This window comes from Aurantiacibacter gilvus (genome assembly GCF_038289935.1).
Lineage (GTDB): Bacteria > Pseudomonadota > Alphaproteobacteria > Sphingomonadales > Sphingomonadaceae > Alteraurantiacibacter > Alteraurantiacibacter gilvus.
On sequence record NZ_JBBYHV010000002.1, the window covers coordinates 193,678 to 208,940 of the forward strand.

10 protein-coding genes and 2 pseudogenes are annotated in these 15,263 nt (G+C 57.3%); all 12 read right to left on the reverse strand.

Annotated features, from left to right (window positions below):
- Nucleotides 1-80 precede the first annotated feature (80 nt).
- The 12 genes and pseudogenes from AAEO60_RS10805 to AAEO60_RS10860 all read right to left on the reverse strand — a co-directional run bounded on the left by AAEO60_RS10805 (nt 81) and on the right by AAEO60_RS10860 (nt 15,240).
- Complete coding sequence (locus tag AAEO60_RS10805) at nt 81-797, reverse strand: IS6 family transposase (RefSeq protein ID WP_341673723.1); 717 nt, start codon at nt 795-797, stop codon at nt 81-83.
- 61 nt (nt 798-858) lie between these two features.
- Nucleotides 859-1,005, reverse strand: a pseudogene (locus tag AAEO60_RS10810) (IS6 family transposase); the annotation flags it as partial.
- Nucleotides 1,006-1,140: 135 nt separating this feature from the next.
- A pseudogene (locus tag AAEO60_RS10815) lies at nt 1,141-1,302 on the reverse strand (IS6 family transposase); the annotation flags it as partial.
- A gap of 147 nt (nt 1,303-1,449) precedes the next feature.
- Nucleotides 1,450-2,034 (reverse strand): hypothetical protein, encoded by a 585-nt coding sequence (locus AAEO60_RS10820; protein ID WP_341673724.1) that lies wholly within the window; start codon nt 2,032-2,034, stop codon nt 1,450-1,452.
- Nucleotides 2,035-2,286: 252 nt separating this feature from the next.
- The gene (locus tag AAEO60_RS10825) at nt 2,287-4,929 is read right to left on the reverse strand and encodes a glycoside hydrolase family 2 TIM barrel-domain containing protein (protein ID WP_341673725.1); all 2,643 of its coding nucleotides are present in this window, start codon (nt 4,927-4,929) and stop codon (nt 2,287-2,289) included.
- A gap of 119 nt (nt 4,930-5,048) precedes the next feature.
- A complete protein-coding gene (locus tag AAEO60_RS10830; RefSeq protein WP_341673726.1) occupies nt 5,049-7,751 on the reverse strand; it encodes a TonB-dependent receptor plug domain-containing protein in 2,703 nt (900 codons plus the stop codon).
- Between the two features lie 597 nt (nt 7,752-8,348).
- Nucleotides 8,349-9,062 (reverse strand): FadR/GntR family transcriptional regulator, encoded by a 714-nt coding sequence (locus AAEO60_RS10835; protein WP_341673727.1) that lies wholly within the window; start codon nt 9,060-9,062, stop codon nt 8,349-8,351.
- A 152-nt stretch (nt 9,063-9,214) separates the two neighbouring features.
- On the reverse strand, nt 9,215-10,525 hold the full coding sequence (locus AAEO60_RS10840; protein ID WP_341673728.1) for a Rieske 2Fe-2S domain-containing protein: 1,311 nt from the start codon (nt 10,523-10,525) through the stop codon (nt 9,215-9,217).
- Nucleotides 10,526-10,576: 51 nt separating this feature from the next.
- Nucleotides 10,577-11,896: an MFS transporter gene (locus AAEO60_RS10845; RefSeq protein WP_341673729.1), complete on the reverse strand. Its 1,320-nt coding sequence runs from the start codon at nt 11,894-11,896 to the stop codon at nt 10,577-10,579.
- Nucleotides 11,893-12,957 carry an amidohydrolase family protein gene (locus tag AAEO60_RS10850; protein WP_341673730.1) on the reverse strand — a complete coding sequence of 355 codons (1,065 nt, stop codon included), beginning with the start codon at nt 12,955-12,957 and terminating at the stop codon, nt 11,893-11,895. Before AAEO60_RS10850 ends, AAEO60_RS10845 begins: the two co-directional genes overlap by 4 nt.
- Nucleotides 12,957-14,264 (reverse strand): fumarylacetoacetate hydrolase family protein, encoded by a 1,308-nt coding sequence (locus AAEO60_RS10855; RefSeq protein WP_341673731.1) that lies wholly within the window; start codon nt 14,262-14,264, stop codon nt 12,957-12,959. Before AAEO60_RS10855 ends, AAEO60_RS10850 begins: the two co-directional genes overlap by 1 nt.
- Complete coding sequence (locus tag AAEO60_RS10860) at nt 14,254-15,240, reverse strand: MBL fold metallo-hydrolase (protein WP_341673732.1); 987 nt, start codon at nt 15,238-15,240, stop codon at nt 14,254-14,256. Before AAEO60_RS10860 ends, AAEO60_RS10855 begins: the two co-directional genes overlap by 11 nt.
- Between the last annotated feature and the right edge of the window lie 23 nt (nt 15,241-15,263).

The following is a 15,263-nucleotide window of genomic DNA, read 5'->3' on the forward strand; positions in this document are numbered from 1 at the left end:
GAAGACTCCTCAAAAGTGAGCTGTCAGTCTAATCACAACTTGTCTCCGATCGACGCAGCAATCCCCTACCCAGCTTGAACTCAGGCCATAAGGTTCTGCCACTCGGCCAGTGCGGCCGAGCGGCAGGTCTTGTAAGTCTGGCGGTCGACGAGGTGGCGCTGCAAGTTGAAGTGGTTGTGAAACGAGGCGTGTACTGAGGCGAACTTTTGTAGCGATTTCATTTGTCGAAATCGTAGCATCGCCCGCTCTCGTCGTCGGAACGGAAGGTGCGAGTTCTCCGCCCGATTGTTCAGCCAACGCCCCATCTCGCGTCGGCCCAGATTGCCCAGTTCGCGCATTGCAGCAGGATAGGATTTCAAGCCATCGGTGACGATTGTCTCAGCCTTGCCATGATGCTTCAGTGCTTTCTTCAGGAACCGCAATGCCACGGATTTGTCACGTTTTCTGGTAACGTAGCTCTCGAGAACCTCGCCCTCGTGATCCACGGCTCGCCACAGGTAGTGACGCTCGCCATTGATCTTCACGAACACTTCATCGAGGTGCCACTTCCACTGCCGGAAGCCCTTCATCCGGCTTACGCGCTGGCGGCGGATGTCCGCCGCAAACATCGGACCGAAGCGGTTCCACCACGGACGTACCGTCTCGTGGCAGATGTCGATCCCGCGTTCGAACAGTAGGTCTTCCACGTTCCGCAAGCTCAGCGGAAAGCGGACGTACATCATCACAACCAGGCGGATGACCTCAGGTGACGAGTTGAAATAGCGGAATGGACTGGCTGGTTTGCGGGGTCTGGGCATGACGTATGCCCTACCCTCGCCCGCTCACTTTTCAATCAGGTGCATTTGCTTTGACAGCACCGATATCGATCCCGCGCTCGGACAGCAGGTCTTCCACGTTCCGCAGGCTCAGTGGGAACCGGACATACATCATCACCACCAGGCGGATGATCTCTGGTGACGAGTTGAAATAGCGAAACGGGCTGGCTGGTTGCTTCTTGCGCGGCATCTCACCGCCCTGCCCATGAACCGTTACCAGCAGGTGCATTTGCTCTGACAGCGCCGGCTGGTCTTCTAGGGCGAGGCATGGCCACGCCCTAGCTGATCAGGCATATTCCGCTAGACGGTGCATTTACTCTGACAGCACCGTCTCATGGCAGATATCGATGCCGCGCTCAAACAGCAGGTCTTCGACATTCCGCAACGACAGCGGGAACCGCACATACATCACCACCACGAGCCGGATCACCTCGGGTGACGAGTTGAAATAGCGGAATGGACTGGCTGGTTTGCGGGGGCGTGACATGGAACCTACCCTACCCTCGCCGGCTCACCTTTCAATCAGGTGCGTTTGTTTTGACAAGCCCCAGCCAGGTGCTTTTGGTTTGACAAGACCAGGGCCAAGCTCGCGCCTTTTGCCCTTCCGCTTTCTGCAATGACGTAGTCTTTAAAATTACAGCTCTTGCAGGTCTTCATCGATCTGGCTGAGTAGCTCGGGCGTAAGACCGCCCATGGAACGCGCTGTCTCGTTTTCTGCCATTGCACGAAGTGTAAGCCGGTCCAAATTGGGAATATTAGGAGAATAGGCGACCATGCTGGGCAGATAAGTCTCAAGGACAGCCCTTCCGCTTGGTGAAGCGAGAAGAACTTCGAGTGGAGTGTCGATCGAAAAGCCACTGCCCGCTACCGGGACGCCGTCGAGACTGGCTAAATCTGCATCAATCGTCGCAAGCAGTTCCTCGTTCAGCACGCCGCGCGCCCTTATGTTAGGCTGTTGAGAGTATTCACGCAGCGAAACTGTATCCAGGTTCGGAATTCGATGCTGGAAATTCACGACACCCGGAAAGTGACGATTGACGACTTCGCGGCTATCGTCGGAAGCCAGAAGCTCTGCGATGGGCGTATCGATCGAACGACGAGTAGCGGTCGGAGAAACTTCCGAGTCGCTGGACGCTTCCGAATCAACCTGCGGCGACTGTGCGATGCCGGGCTGCGAAATGGACGCAAGCAATAGTCCGGCGATAATGTAACCACGCATTTTAACTTTCCTCTCTTTTCATGTAGCGAGCTATATTCGGAACTAACTGACTAAAACTAATTACAAAAATTCTAGCGGGCTGAAACTTAACTGAGCCTGTCAATCTGCCAGCTAGACGAAACCTAATCGTAAAGCTCGAACGCGAATCTTCCGCCGGCTTTACGCATCCCCAACCTATGGTGGTGATGGCCCCCCCGTCGTCTGCTCGTGTCTGACGCAGGCGTCTGAAAGCAAACGGCAATTAAAGTATAGTTAGTCATCTACAGGAGTAATCTCCACAGCGGATACAATGGGTTCACCCGACACTGGCTGGAATTGCAAGTCGACAAACCCATCTTCGGCCAATACTTCGAAGTCACGGCTGATTGCTTTGAGACGCCCGCCAGCGATCGCAGCGACATCCAACCGGCTTAGGACCAGCTGATCGTTAGCCATCACGTTGAAAATACGCTCGCCAGCGTCTTGGTTCGGCTCCACGAAGTGAAGCGTTACGGTATAGCGACCATTCCCGGTCGGCACTCGATAGCCGAAAGTTCCCCTTCTGTAGGTTGAGAGCAAAACGGGTTCGGTAGTGTCCTCAATCACTGCTGGCTGGACTGGTCCCCTGCCCACCCTGGTACTCATATTGGCGGCAGTGCCCCCGGTGAAGAATGTGTCCGAACCGTAACGAACTCCTTCGACCGGTGCAGCAACGAGTGTACCGCTGTCGATACGGAAGGCATTTGCCGACTGGGGCGCGAGATTCCACTCGATGCGATCCTCAGTCCCGTCGGAACCTGTAGCGATTATTGTGTTGACGCCAGGTCTCAGGCGTACGTCTTCCCAAACGCACGTGTTCTGCTGACAGTCATCCTTTGTGCCCAGCGATACCCCATTGAGGCTAAGGGAGGTTTCTTCCCGATTGCTGTATACGCGCACGTCGGTAACGGAATAGGCGCGATCAGTGTAGCGCCGACTGTTGATGTGGACGGTGGGCTCATCTGACCAGTTCGCTTGGTAGAAGTAGTATGCGTCCTTCCGGATTTCTCGGTCATATGTGACCAAGCCCTTGGTGTTAATGTTGACGGAATCACCCTCGCGCCGCGTCGTGGTTGCAAAGTCGAACATGTTCCAGAGCCAAGTCCCCCACAGGTACTCCCGTTCAGCCAGTTGCCGCCAACTTTCCTCATGGTAATAGGACAGATACTCTTCCGGCTGAACCGGGCCACTGCGGTCGATGGGTCCGCCCAGTGGGTTGTCGGTGTGTATCGTAACCGCACCGCCAGCGCCGTACTCTGTAACGGCAAGCGGTTGCATTGGCCGCTTGTCCCGTAACATGTCCAGATGCTCGCCCAGCTGCCCGACGGTACCATAGTACCAGCCGTAGTACCGGTTCGCACCACCGAGATCTGCTCCTGGCGCGAAAACCGGCTTTCCAGGATAAATGTCCTCGCAACAGACCGCTTGGGAAGTGGGCCGGGTAGGATCCTCGTTGTGGGCAATCTCGTTCAGCGTCGCGAGAAGTGGCAATGCGTCGGTCGATCCCATGTCGAGTTCATTGGCTAATCCCCACGTGATTACCGAGGGATGGTTGTAGTTCTGCCGGATCATCTCGCGAAGCTGCTGCTCTATGTTTTCACGCATTTCAGGAGAAGGATCGACTTGGCCACTGTTGTACGACCACATGTTCACCAACGGAATTTCGTCCCACAGGATCAGGCCGTATCGGTTTGCTAACTCATGGACCGTCTGCCCGTGTGGATAGTGCGCCAGGCGAATGGTGTTCGCACCCATTTCACGAATGATATCAACGGACCGGGCCGTATCTTCCGCGCTGACGGCCCAGCCTTGGCCCTCGAAATCCTGGTGGAAGCCAACGCCGCGTAACTCATACGGCTCCCCATTGAGAGAAAAGCCTGTGTCGGGATCAATTGCGAATTGCCGTATGCCGAATTGCTGTTCGACACTGTCCAGCACTTGGCCCGATGGTGCGCTCACAGTGACTCGAAGAGTGTACAGATACGGATCAGTTACACCCTGCCACAGACGAGCATTCTCGACTTCCAAGCTCTGAACGGGCTCCGCAACGCTCCCTGGAGCGACATTGATCCGGCTTTGCGATGACGCCGCCGTCGCTCCCTGCGCGTCGATAAGCGCTGAAGTGACGAGAACGTCCTTCGCCTCTTGCTCGTCGTTTCTGACTCGCGCGCGAACTTGGACGGTCGAGGCATCGGCGCCGATCGCTTCGGTAATCGCGTAGACCCCGGAACTTCCCATATCTGCAAGGTCGAGATGTACCGAACTGGTAACTAGCAGGCTGACGGGCCTGTAAAGCCCGCCGTGGATGAAGAAGTCGCCCGCGAGGGGCAGAGTCTCGGGAACTGTGCCGCTTACATTTGGCTGCCGGTTGTCAACCTTTACCACAAGGACATTCGGCTGCCCGGTGTTAAGCGCGTCGGTTGCATCGAACCGGAAGCGGGTGAACCCGCCTCTGTGAGTGCCCAGGTGAACGCCATTAAGCCACACGTCGGCGACACGACTTGCGGCGTCGAATTCAAGCCAAGCCCGTTCATCGAGCCCGATCTGGGGAGTTGCAAAATCCAGACGATACCAGCCAATCCCCAATCTGTCGTTTATGTTTTCCTCACGATTGATATGGGTCTCGGGGTTGGGCAAGTAATGGCCGACGTTGTTCCAGGAATGAGGAACGGAAACTCGTTCCCAACCCGAGTCATCGAACGTCGGTAATTCGACGCCGGTAAGTGTGTCATCCCGGACGAATCGCCAGCCGTCCGCAAACTCAATTGACTCCCGAGGAGAACTCACAGTTTGCATCGATGGCGGTGGAACTGTGGAAGGAAGAGATTGGCAACCGTAAATCAGGCTCGCCGCCGCAATCAAAAGAATTTTCTTCATAATTTCATTCTCCTTTGGCGGGGACACCATGTGGCGTTGGCAAGCATCCCGACAAAATAGGGCTCGAAACGGTGTAGTCGACTCACGCTCTCTAAGTTCATCAAAAGGGTACTCTCCCCCTAGATTCTGAAACGGAGCCCAAGCGAGATAACCCTCCCGAGAGTCGCACCGTTGCCGTAGCCACTCCCCTTAAAAAGGACTGGTGGGTCCTGATCGAAGACGTTGTCGACATTCAACATAAGGAGGCGGCGACCTCGGCTCGAAGGATCGAGGTCGTATGAGAAGGCGAAGTCCACCAATGTGTATGACGAAATGTGGGTTTGAGGCAATGCATTACTGACCTCATAGCCGCCGGAGTGACTCACCCTTACCCGGGCATCATACCGCCCATGGGTCATCCCAATGGTACCAGTCAGCGCAAGCCGCCTCTGATCGATCATGACGTCGACGGGCGCAGAGTCGGGAAGGATGATACTCTCCCGACCGAGCGTGTACGTTCCGTTGAGTGAAGCATTGATCGATCCAAATCGGGTCGGGCGCGTGTAGCGCGCGGCAAAATCCAAACCATCGATATTGAAGGTTCCGAGATTCTTCCGGCGCAAGTCCAATATCAGGTAAGGATAGGAAGACGGATCACCATCATAGAGCGACGCTGCCGAACCCGGAAAGTCTTGAAGTGTAAGGCCTGCGACGGCCGCCTCCAGCTGATCCTGGGTCGGATTAAGGATGAGATAGGGAGCTAGGTCTGGGTTGGAGAACGACTCGGGCGTCCCGATCAGATCTTGCCCGGTAGTGATGAGATTATCGAAGTTGACGTTGAAATAGGTGCCTGACAGTGTGAGGCCGGGGATAAACTCCGGCCTTACATCTATGCCGACCGAATACGTCTCCGCAGTTTGCGGCTGAAGCCCTTCGGCGCCCCCGATCAAAGTAATCGTCGGACGCGTGCGGATCGTCTCCCCATCGGGCGTTCTCCTGCTACTGGAAGAATACGATGCTCTATTATCCACGTCGGCAACGGTGTCGGCGAGAGTGGGCGCAGTGAAGGAGGTGCCATAGTTTCCCCGGATGCTTACCCATTCAACGGGTTCCCAGGTGGCGCCCACCTTCACGTTGGTGGTCGAACCGAAATCCGAATAGTGGTCGTATCTTGCCGAGGCACTCAGCAACAAGGACGATGCAAGCGGAAAGCTGTTTTCCGGACCTATCACCGGGACTAAGATCTCGCCAAAGACGGAGTTAACTTTCCTACTGCCGCCACCGGAAGGCACGGGTTCGCCTGGAGGCCCGCTGCCCGACGATACATCAAAGCGCTCATAGTGGTGCTCGCCCCCTGCCGCGACCCTGACCGCTCCGCCAGGTAGATTTAGCAATTCAAAATCAGTATCTAGGCGCACCTCCTGCACTTCTTGATCGCTGGTTATGGTCTGCCCGTAGTCCAAAATCTCGGTCAGCGTAGCCGGATCACTTGCCGCAATGTCGTAAGGGTTCAGCAGGCCATCGCCATAATATCCGCGCGCCTGGACTGCATCATAACTAGCAAAGTCAAACCTCGTCCGCGATTCGCCGTAATTGCCCGACAGTGATACGTTCCAATCATCGCCCACCTGCCAGATGAGTTCCGGAACGATCTGCAGCACCTCGGTGAACGCCTCTGAATTTCGCACCGGCCCAAGTATTGGCTCATAGCTAAAGAAGACCCTCTGCCGGGGATTGCCATCAACCGAGGGGATGGGACGATAAACTGGATCGCGCCTGCTAACGCTCGTACTAGGAGCGAACACAGCGGACTGGATTTCCCAATCATTACGGCCCCAGATTCCAGTAACATTGAACTCCAAGACTTCGCCAAGCTCTTGGTTGAACCCCACCAATGCCGAATGGCGGCGTTCCGCCGGAAAGATGCTTTCGTAGTCCGTTGTATCACACCGGTTTGCATCAGACTCGTTGGTGACGGCTACTAAGTCTGGTAGCGGGTAATATATTTCATCATCACCGTCGTCGATACGGATGTTCGGTACAGCGCAGGCGAAGGAGCGGTCGTCGGGCCCACCAACCGACCTGAAGTCTTCGGTAACGTAGTCGCGATCCAATCCCAGGATGCCATCGTGCTCAGTGTAAGAGTAGGCGGCCAGCACGGACCCTGAGCCCCAATCGTGCCCGGCAAGCAAATTTCCGTCCACACTATAATAATCTTCAGCCACGCCGGCTCGGCCGCTGACCTCCAACCCCGAGAACCTTCTGATCGTAATGAAATTTATGATCCCGCCAACAGCTTGCGCGCCGTAAAGCGAAGAGCCTCCATCTGGCACCACCTCAACGCGATCTAGCACCGCGGGAGGAATGAACGAAGGGTCCGGGCTTTGATTTCTACCCACCCCAACGATGTTTCGGCCGTTGAGCAACAGCAGTGTTGTGGGCGAGCCTCCGGTTACATTGATGTCACGAATGTTCGGCCGGTATGTATAGGCTTCGCGGTCGCGCGTTCCCGAGGGGGTAGCCATGAACGAGCTGGTAATTTGCGGGACATCAGCGAGAATATCGGGCGTGCGAGCGGCACCGCTCTTGGCTATTTCCGAGCGGTCTATGACGATCACCTCCGTCCCCACGGGAGCAACCCCCGGCAGAAGTGTGCCCGTCACCACGATATCAGTTTCACGACGATTGCGGGGTGTCAAAGTCACACTCTCATCGTCAGCCTGCTCTACCTCCTCGGACTGAGCGCTCTGCGCGACTGCCTGGGACGCCATCAACAGCGACATCGCGGTTCCGCACCCCAACAACAATTCCACGGCCAAGCGGTGCCTTGCTACAGTAATCATCGACTTCTCCCCGAACGTGCCGCGGTCTACGCCACAGCTTTTGATTTATATCAATTTTGGTGCTTATGACATACTGTATGATAGTTTGAAAGGAGTTTTTTCTGATCGAGCGAAAGCGCGAATTATTTGAGATGAAAGCGGAGTGCCTCTTCAAGCCAGGAACCTCCAAACGCCTCGTATTTTCCCGGCCGATCTGATTCGTTTCGCCAATGAGGAGGTAGTGCTGCGAAGGGCAGGATTATTCGGATTGCCAGATAATCCGAAGCGGCTGTCAGCGCCCGCTGATCCGCAGGAGTTGAGCCGGATCATCGCAGTGGAATGTTTCGTCTGACGGTGGACCAGTGCTGGGCTCTCACGACGGCGCGAAAGATGAGCGCCAGCCCTCTTGGTAATCTGGCGCACAAGGTACTTAGGCTGATCTTCGACGAACGACGAGCTACAATAGGATAGATGCGCCCTGGTAACGGAGAATCTCCGAAAGCGGCATCAAAGCCAGATCAGGCCTCCGAACACGCCAGCGCTGACGCCCCGCGCCCCAACCCGCTCGGACTAATCGGTAGAAGGAGACGCCCAGCTCGCGATTTGCGCGCAGATTGATCAGCCAGTAACAGGGCGGTTGGCGTCCTCGTCCCGTACCTCGGCTGAAGCAAAGCGCTCGACCACGGCGCTCTGCTGCGAAAGCAGATGACTGCGCATGGTTTGGAAAGCCGCCTCGCTGTTGTGCTGCTCTAGGCACTCGAGGATCTTGTGGAGCATCGGGTACGTCTTTGGCGCTGTCGACGTGCGCACCGGCACGTCAAGGTACAGGTTGAGCAGAGCATGTTCCAGACCGTGCATTAGCGTGATCAGGGTGCGCGACCTAGACGAATCGACGATCGCGCGGTGGAAGGCCAGGATTTCCTCGGTCGTCGCGGGCGAAGGGCCTCGTTCAGTGATGTTGTCTAAGCGAACCCTAAGATCGGCAAGTTCCTCGTCCGTGATGCGCTCCGCTGCCAGTTCGGTAGCGCGGCATTCAACGGCAATCCGAGCGTCGAACAGCTCACTCGCGGAGACGCCGATCAGCAGGAACTGGATCGCGAGTGCTGTAGCGAACTGATCCGGTCGACCATCGGCGATTGTCGCGCCGCCACCGATCCCGGTCTTGATCGTCACCACGCCGAGCGATTCGAGACGACCCAGCGCCTCACGAACAGGCACACGGCTCGTCTTGAACATCTTGCCTAGGTCAGCTTCCGTGCCGAGAAATTCGCCGGACGATATTTTTCGCGAGAAAAGCGCATCGAGCACTTGGTTAACAATCCGGGAAGACAAGGATTCGCCTTGCAGCGAGCGAAATACTCTGTTGCTACGAGGCCTATTCATTCCGCATCGTTCCTAACTAAACTCAGGCCTCTCTCTGGAAAAGTGACCGTTTGAAGGTACTATCATACTGATAGGCGATCGCTCGCGCCACCCTCCTTTGATCATTTAGTCTTGCTCGGTCCACTAGCCATGCGTCCACCTTCGTCGATCTGAAGATAGCTGCCGATCTCGACCTCGACGCCCAAGGCCGCTTCCTGCGCTTGCCGTACATGCTCAGGCTGACCGTACTGAAAGATGAATTTGCGCATATGCCGCCGTTTGGGTGTAATGAACTCGGCGAGTGGGATGCCGTCAATAACCATCTTTCGGTCGATCACCGGCAGTGGAACACACTTGGCCCGTTCAGGATCCCTGATGATGCCCTTCGGATCCTCGCCACGTGCCACCGCTTCGAGATCGCGCAACAGCTGTCGCCGAAGCATTCCGATGCCACGGTCGCTGGACCGAAGATTTTCCTTGCTCCGGTCGGCGATCGCGCCTTGCCCGATCCAGGCGATGAAATCCTGGTTCATGACGTGCGACGTGATCCACTCGCCCGTTGCTTCATCCTTGAGCGGCCCATACCAAGTAGGGATACGTTCTTGAACAAATGGCTCCTTCTCGTGCGGCACGCGAACAAAAAACCAGCCGATACTCAGCATGTTTTCATCATCTACCGGAACGCGGAACTCAAAATGGTCTCCGGTAAATACAGCATTTGGCCAAAGGCATACGCGACCGACAGTCCAGAGCGGATTATTCTCGTCGGTGTCCTCGCGTATTCGATTATAAGTGAAGCCATAATCGAATTCCCTGAAATCGATTTTTTGGTGACGTGGTGCGTAAGGCCCCTTCTCGCCGCGCAGCCGGATCGTCCAGTTTGCATGCATCCATTCGAAATGGATCGGGTCGATCGAATTTTCCTGCGCCTGAAGCCAATTGCAGGGGACATGCGATATGACCACTTGCACGAAGCCATTCTTCCATGTGAACGGTTCCCAGCAAGGCAGTTCAGGCGGTTGGCCTTGGCCCAAGTAAGCCCAGATCAAGCCCGCCATCTCGCGCACTGGATAGGCCTTGATCCGAACGGGTTCCCTGCGATTTGGGTTTACTGTCTCCTCCCACGGCTGTTCGAGGATACTGCCATCGCGATCAAATAGCCAACCATGATAAGAGCACCGCAAGCCGCACGCCTCGACATAGCCGAAGGTCATGTCGGCGCGCCGGTGGGGGCATTGTCGGTCGATCAAGCCCAAATTGCCGCTCAGGTCGCGATAAAGGGTAAGGTCTTCGCCCAGGATCCGAACAGCCTTCGTCGATCGTTGATTCAGCTCATCAACGCCTGCAATCGGCTGCCAGTGGCAACGCAGCAGTTCGCCCATCGGTGTACCGGCCGCGGTGGCGGTGAGTCGCTCATTCTGATCCTGCTTCATTCCCAATCCTCAAAACAATAATATGTTTATATATTTCAGTTTGTAGCGTCACTAAGGGAGGCTCTTTCCAAGAGAAATGAGCTCGTCTTGGCTATCAGGTTTGGCAAAGCCCCTGCGGTTTGCCTTGAAGGCAAGCCAAAGCAGACAGGGAGCGATGATTGGCGCAATGACCAGAACGCCGAGTGCGTAGCGCAGCGATTCGACACCTAAGCTCGCGCCAAGACCGTCGCTGACCATGCCCACAACCAGCGGGCCGAGCGTACCACCGAGCAACCCCTGGCTGACCAGCATCAAATTGGCACCAACCGCACGAACGCCGGTCGGTGTGAGGCTAATTGCGTAAGCTAGGGAGGGGCCCATCGCCGCCGACAGGAAGAAGTTCCCCAACCCCAGCGCGACGAGTGCTGGCACTAGCGTCGGCGAAGCCAGAAATAGCAGGAAGAAAAGGGGTGCAATCGGCAGGGCGATCAGCGGCACCTTCAAGCCATCAACGGCGCGTCCGCTGCGCTCGACCAGTCGCGAGGCGACCACGCCGGAGATGACGATGCCAAGCACACCGCCCAGCCCGACCGGAGGCGCCAAGACTAGCCCGAGATCGGCAATATCGACTTGGTGAGAACGCGCCAGGAACGTGGGTACCCAGATTGGCAGCACGGCGAAGGCCATGCTGGCAAAGCCGAAGCCAGTGACCAGAAAGCCGAAACCGGGCAGTCGCCACACCGTTGCCAAGGCTTGGTGCAAGTTCTCCGCGGTACCGCTGACCCGCGATCGGTCCTGAGCTCCGCGTACCGGTTCGCGCAACGTGAGCGCCAGAAGCAGCGGGATCGCGCCCAGGCTGCCGAAGATAATGAAAACGTAACGCCAGCCGAATGCTGCAGCCATGATCCCAGCGAGAACGGTGCCAAGGATGATGCCAACTCCGTTGCTCAAATGAAATGCGGATACAGCCTTGGGCCTTCGGTTCACGTCGAACAGATCGGCGATCATAGACATCGCAACCGGGAATACGGCAGCTTCGCCGATACCCGTCATCATCCGGGCTAAAAACAAAGTAGCGAAGGAAGTGGACAGCCCTGTGGCGACGGTGGCAAGTGACCAGACCATAACCCCAACCGCCAAAATCCACTTGCGCGAGCGATAGTCGACCCAACGCGATACCAAGATACCTGCTGCCAGATGCACTAGCGCAAATGCCAGTCCGGACACGACGCTCATCTGAGTGTCGGACAGACCGAGATCTACTCTGACCTCTTCCAACAAGACGCCGAGGATCGAGCGGTCCACCAAGTTAAAGACGTTCGCGATAAACAGAACGAAAACTGTATAGATCGCAACGCCGTTACCCGGCATGCTGATGCGCTTCCCGCTCATGGCGTGACCTCCGGTGCTTCGATGCCGAGAAGTCCAGCAGCGTTCAGGCCGAGAACTTTTGGAAGGTCTGCGTCATCAAGCCCGGAATGAAACCCCACGGGATCCGGTTCGCCCATGTCGAAGGGGTAGTCGGTGCCCAAGCACAACCGGTCGGCGCCGTGGGTGCGGACCAGGTTGGCGAGTTGGTCTTGGTCGTGAACCAGAGTGTCGAGCCACAGGCGCCGGAGATATGACGATGGCTTGTGGAGGCAATCTGCTGAACAGTCCGCCCGAGCGTGCCATCCGTGATCCATGCGTCCCCAATAGCCAGGCATATAGCCGCCACCATGCGCGACACAGATACGCAGCCCGCTGTGACGATCCAGCACGCCGCCAAAAATCAGATGGCCGATTGCAAGCGTGGATTCGAGCGGATTGCCGATTAGGTTATTGAAATAGTATTCCGACATCCGCTCAGCGTGGGTGAAGCCAAGGGGGTGAATGAAGATGAGCACGCCAGCGTCCTCGGCGGCCGACCAGAAAGGGTCTAGCCGCCGGTCGTGCAGGTCGGCTCCATCAACATTCGTGTTGATCTCGATCCCGCGCAGACCGAGCTCGGACTTGCAACGGCGCAGCTCCGCGATCGCCATCTCGACGTTCTGCAAAGGCACTGTTCCCATTCCGACGAACCGATCGGGATTTCCCGCGACCGTTGCGGCAATACGATCATTGATCAGGCGCGAAACCAATCGCCCGACCTCTGCCGGAGCATTATAGTAGTACTGCGACGGGTTGGGCGAGATCGCCTGCACGTCAATGCCAAGTCGATCCATGTCAGCAAGGCGATTTTCAACCCCGCCCCGCCTCGCCAGTCCCATGAATTGAGCGCGGTTGACTTCGATCGTCTTGGGCGAAGTGAACTTCATGTGGGCCCCAAACGAACTTGGGCTCTCCGCCTGGATCATTTCGTCAGCCTCACGAACGTGAAGATGACAGTGGATGTCGACTACGAAATGTTGGCCGCGTCGACTGAAAGTTGTCCTCCTTCCGTGATCGTGGCAGGAGTGGAATGTGTCTGTCATCAATAGCTCTCCTGACTAGGAAGGATGGTGGCCGTGCATTCGCCGAAACCGATCGGCACATGGCCGGGCGCGCGCGCAAATGCACGGATCGTGACGGTATCGCCGTCCTCAAGCCAAATGCGCTGGCTGCCGTCGGCAAAGCGCACGGGCACAGCGGCACCCTCGTTAATTTCCGCGAGGCAGGCACGCGATCCCGTAGACGCGCCGGACACGGTCCCGGTTGCAATGAGATCGCCGGTTTCGATCGGGGCACCGCCCGACGACTGATGCGCGATCATTTGGGCAAGGGTCCAGTACAGGTCGCGCGCATGGGTGCGGGTCACCACCACCGATGCGCCGCCCGCCTGGCTAATTTCCGCGGTCAATTCGATTGCATATGCGCCGGCCGCGCGGTCATCCTCGTCCAGCAGGTGATCCGGCACCGGCATTTCATCACCCTCGCGCCTACGCGCGGCGACACGAAAAGGAGCCAGCGCCTCGGTCGTGATGATCCACGGGCTGACGCTCGTGTGGAAGCTTTTGCCCAAGTGCGGGCCCAGGACACTCTCGAGGCTCTGGATCGCGCGTGCCGACCAGTCGTTGACCAGACACAGACCGAAAATATGACGCTCCGCCAGTGAGATCGGAATCCGTTCGCCAAGCGGCGGTCCCCGACGCAGCCAGGCGCCAAGCTCCAATTCGAAATCGAGGCGCGGTTCGGCGCCGAAGCACACCACACCGGCCCCGCGATGTGGTTCAAACAGGCCAACGGGACGCGTTACCGCTTGCCCGCTCACAGTCACCGAGCTTGCACGCCCGTTGTAAGCGATCGGTATGCAGCCATGCGCCAGTCGCGGCGGCCCTCCGTGTAACTTGGCCATGCCGCGAATATGTTCTATCGAAGCGCAAAAGTCCGTGAACGCCGTCGGCTTGACAGGCAATTGCAATTCCGCATCGACAAGTGGCACCAGCGAGCGGCTCGCTCCCTCCGGGTCGTTGTCTTTCGAGAACAACTCCGAGAGCCCCCTCCGCAGAGCGACCACATGATCTGCAGGCGCATCCATCAAGGTCGCTAGCGATTCCTTGGCATTGACGGCGGCGATGTGCATGCCCAGATTCGGCGGCAGCAACGCCTCATCTGCCAAGAATCCCAGGTCGATGATCTGATCCCCTAGCGCTACGCCGGCACGCGCGGGACCCTGAAGTTTGTACAACCCGAGCGGCAGGTTCTGGATCGGGAACTGGGCGCCCTCAACATTGGCCGAATCCAACCAGGAACGCCTAACCGGATCATGCGTCCAGTCGGTCCTAGAAGATTCAGTGCTCATGTCCGCAATGCTCCTCATGGGAAGCCATCGCAACCTGATACCGCTTCATCGCGCCGAACAGCGCGCCACGTTGGGCGCGTGGAAACTCCGCACCCCATTGCCGATAGAGCGAATAGACATTCGCCACGATGCGCTCAGGGTCGCTCCAGCCGCGAAATTCGTCTAGGTTGATCTTCAGCGCCGCTTCCTCAAAGTCCACGCCCGCTTCAAACAACTCGCGCGCCCGCTCCCTGACATAGGTGAAGTAGCTGCGCAGATTGCGGACACTTTGCTTATCGGTGATTGGTCCGTGGCCCGGCACCACGACGTCGACGTCAAGTGCGAGAATGTGGTCGCACGCCGCGATCCAGTTCTCGACAGGGCCCGACCACATGATCGGATGCCCTTCGTTGAACAACAGATCGCCCGTGAAAACTACTCGGTCCTCGGGAATATGAACGATGGTGTCGGACGCGGTGTGCGCGGGCCCGAGGTCGGTCAGCTCGACCCTCTTTCCGCCGATGTCGAGCGCCAGGCTTTTCTGAAACGTCTGATTAGGGGGCGTGACTACAATCCCTTCGAAATCGAAGCGCCGACCCATCGTTTCATAGAGGAATTCTCCGCCCTCTCCCATTTCCGCATGATGCTCGCGCAAATTGGCCAGCGATGCCGGATCGAAACGGGACATGTCGCGCGCTGCGGTTTCCGTGCCGATTATCCGGGCATCGGAGAGCAACTGGTTGCCGAAGAAATGGTCCGGATTGGCGTGGGTATTGACCACAGTGTCGATGTGCTCGGCACCCGGCACCCGGCGCTTAAAGTCTTCCAGCATCGTGCGAGTCAGCGGCAGACTAACCAACGTGTCCACCAGCATGCTCTCACCATCGCTGATGATCAGACCGGCATTCGACCAACCCCAGGTGCCGTCTGGCTGGACATAGCCGTACAGGCCCTTGCCGAGATCATGGATCCCTTGCGTGAATGCCCAGTTGCCCATCTTTCCATCCTCTCTCCGCAATT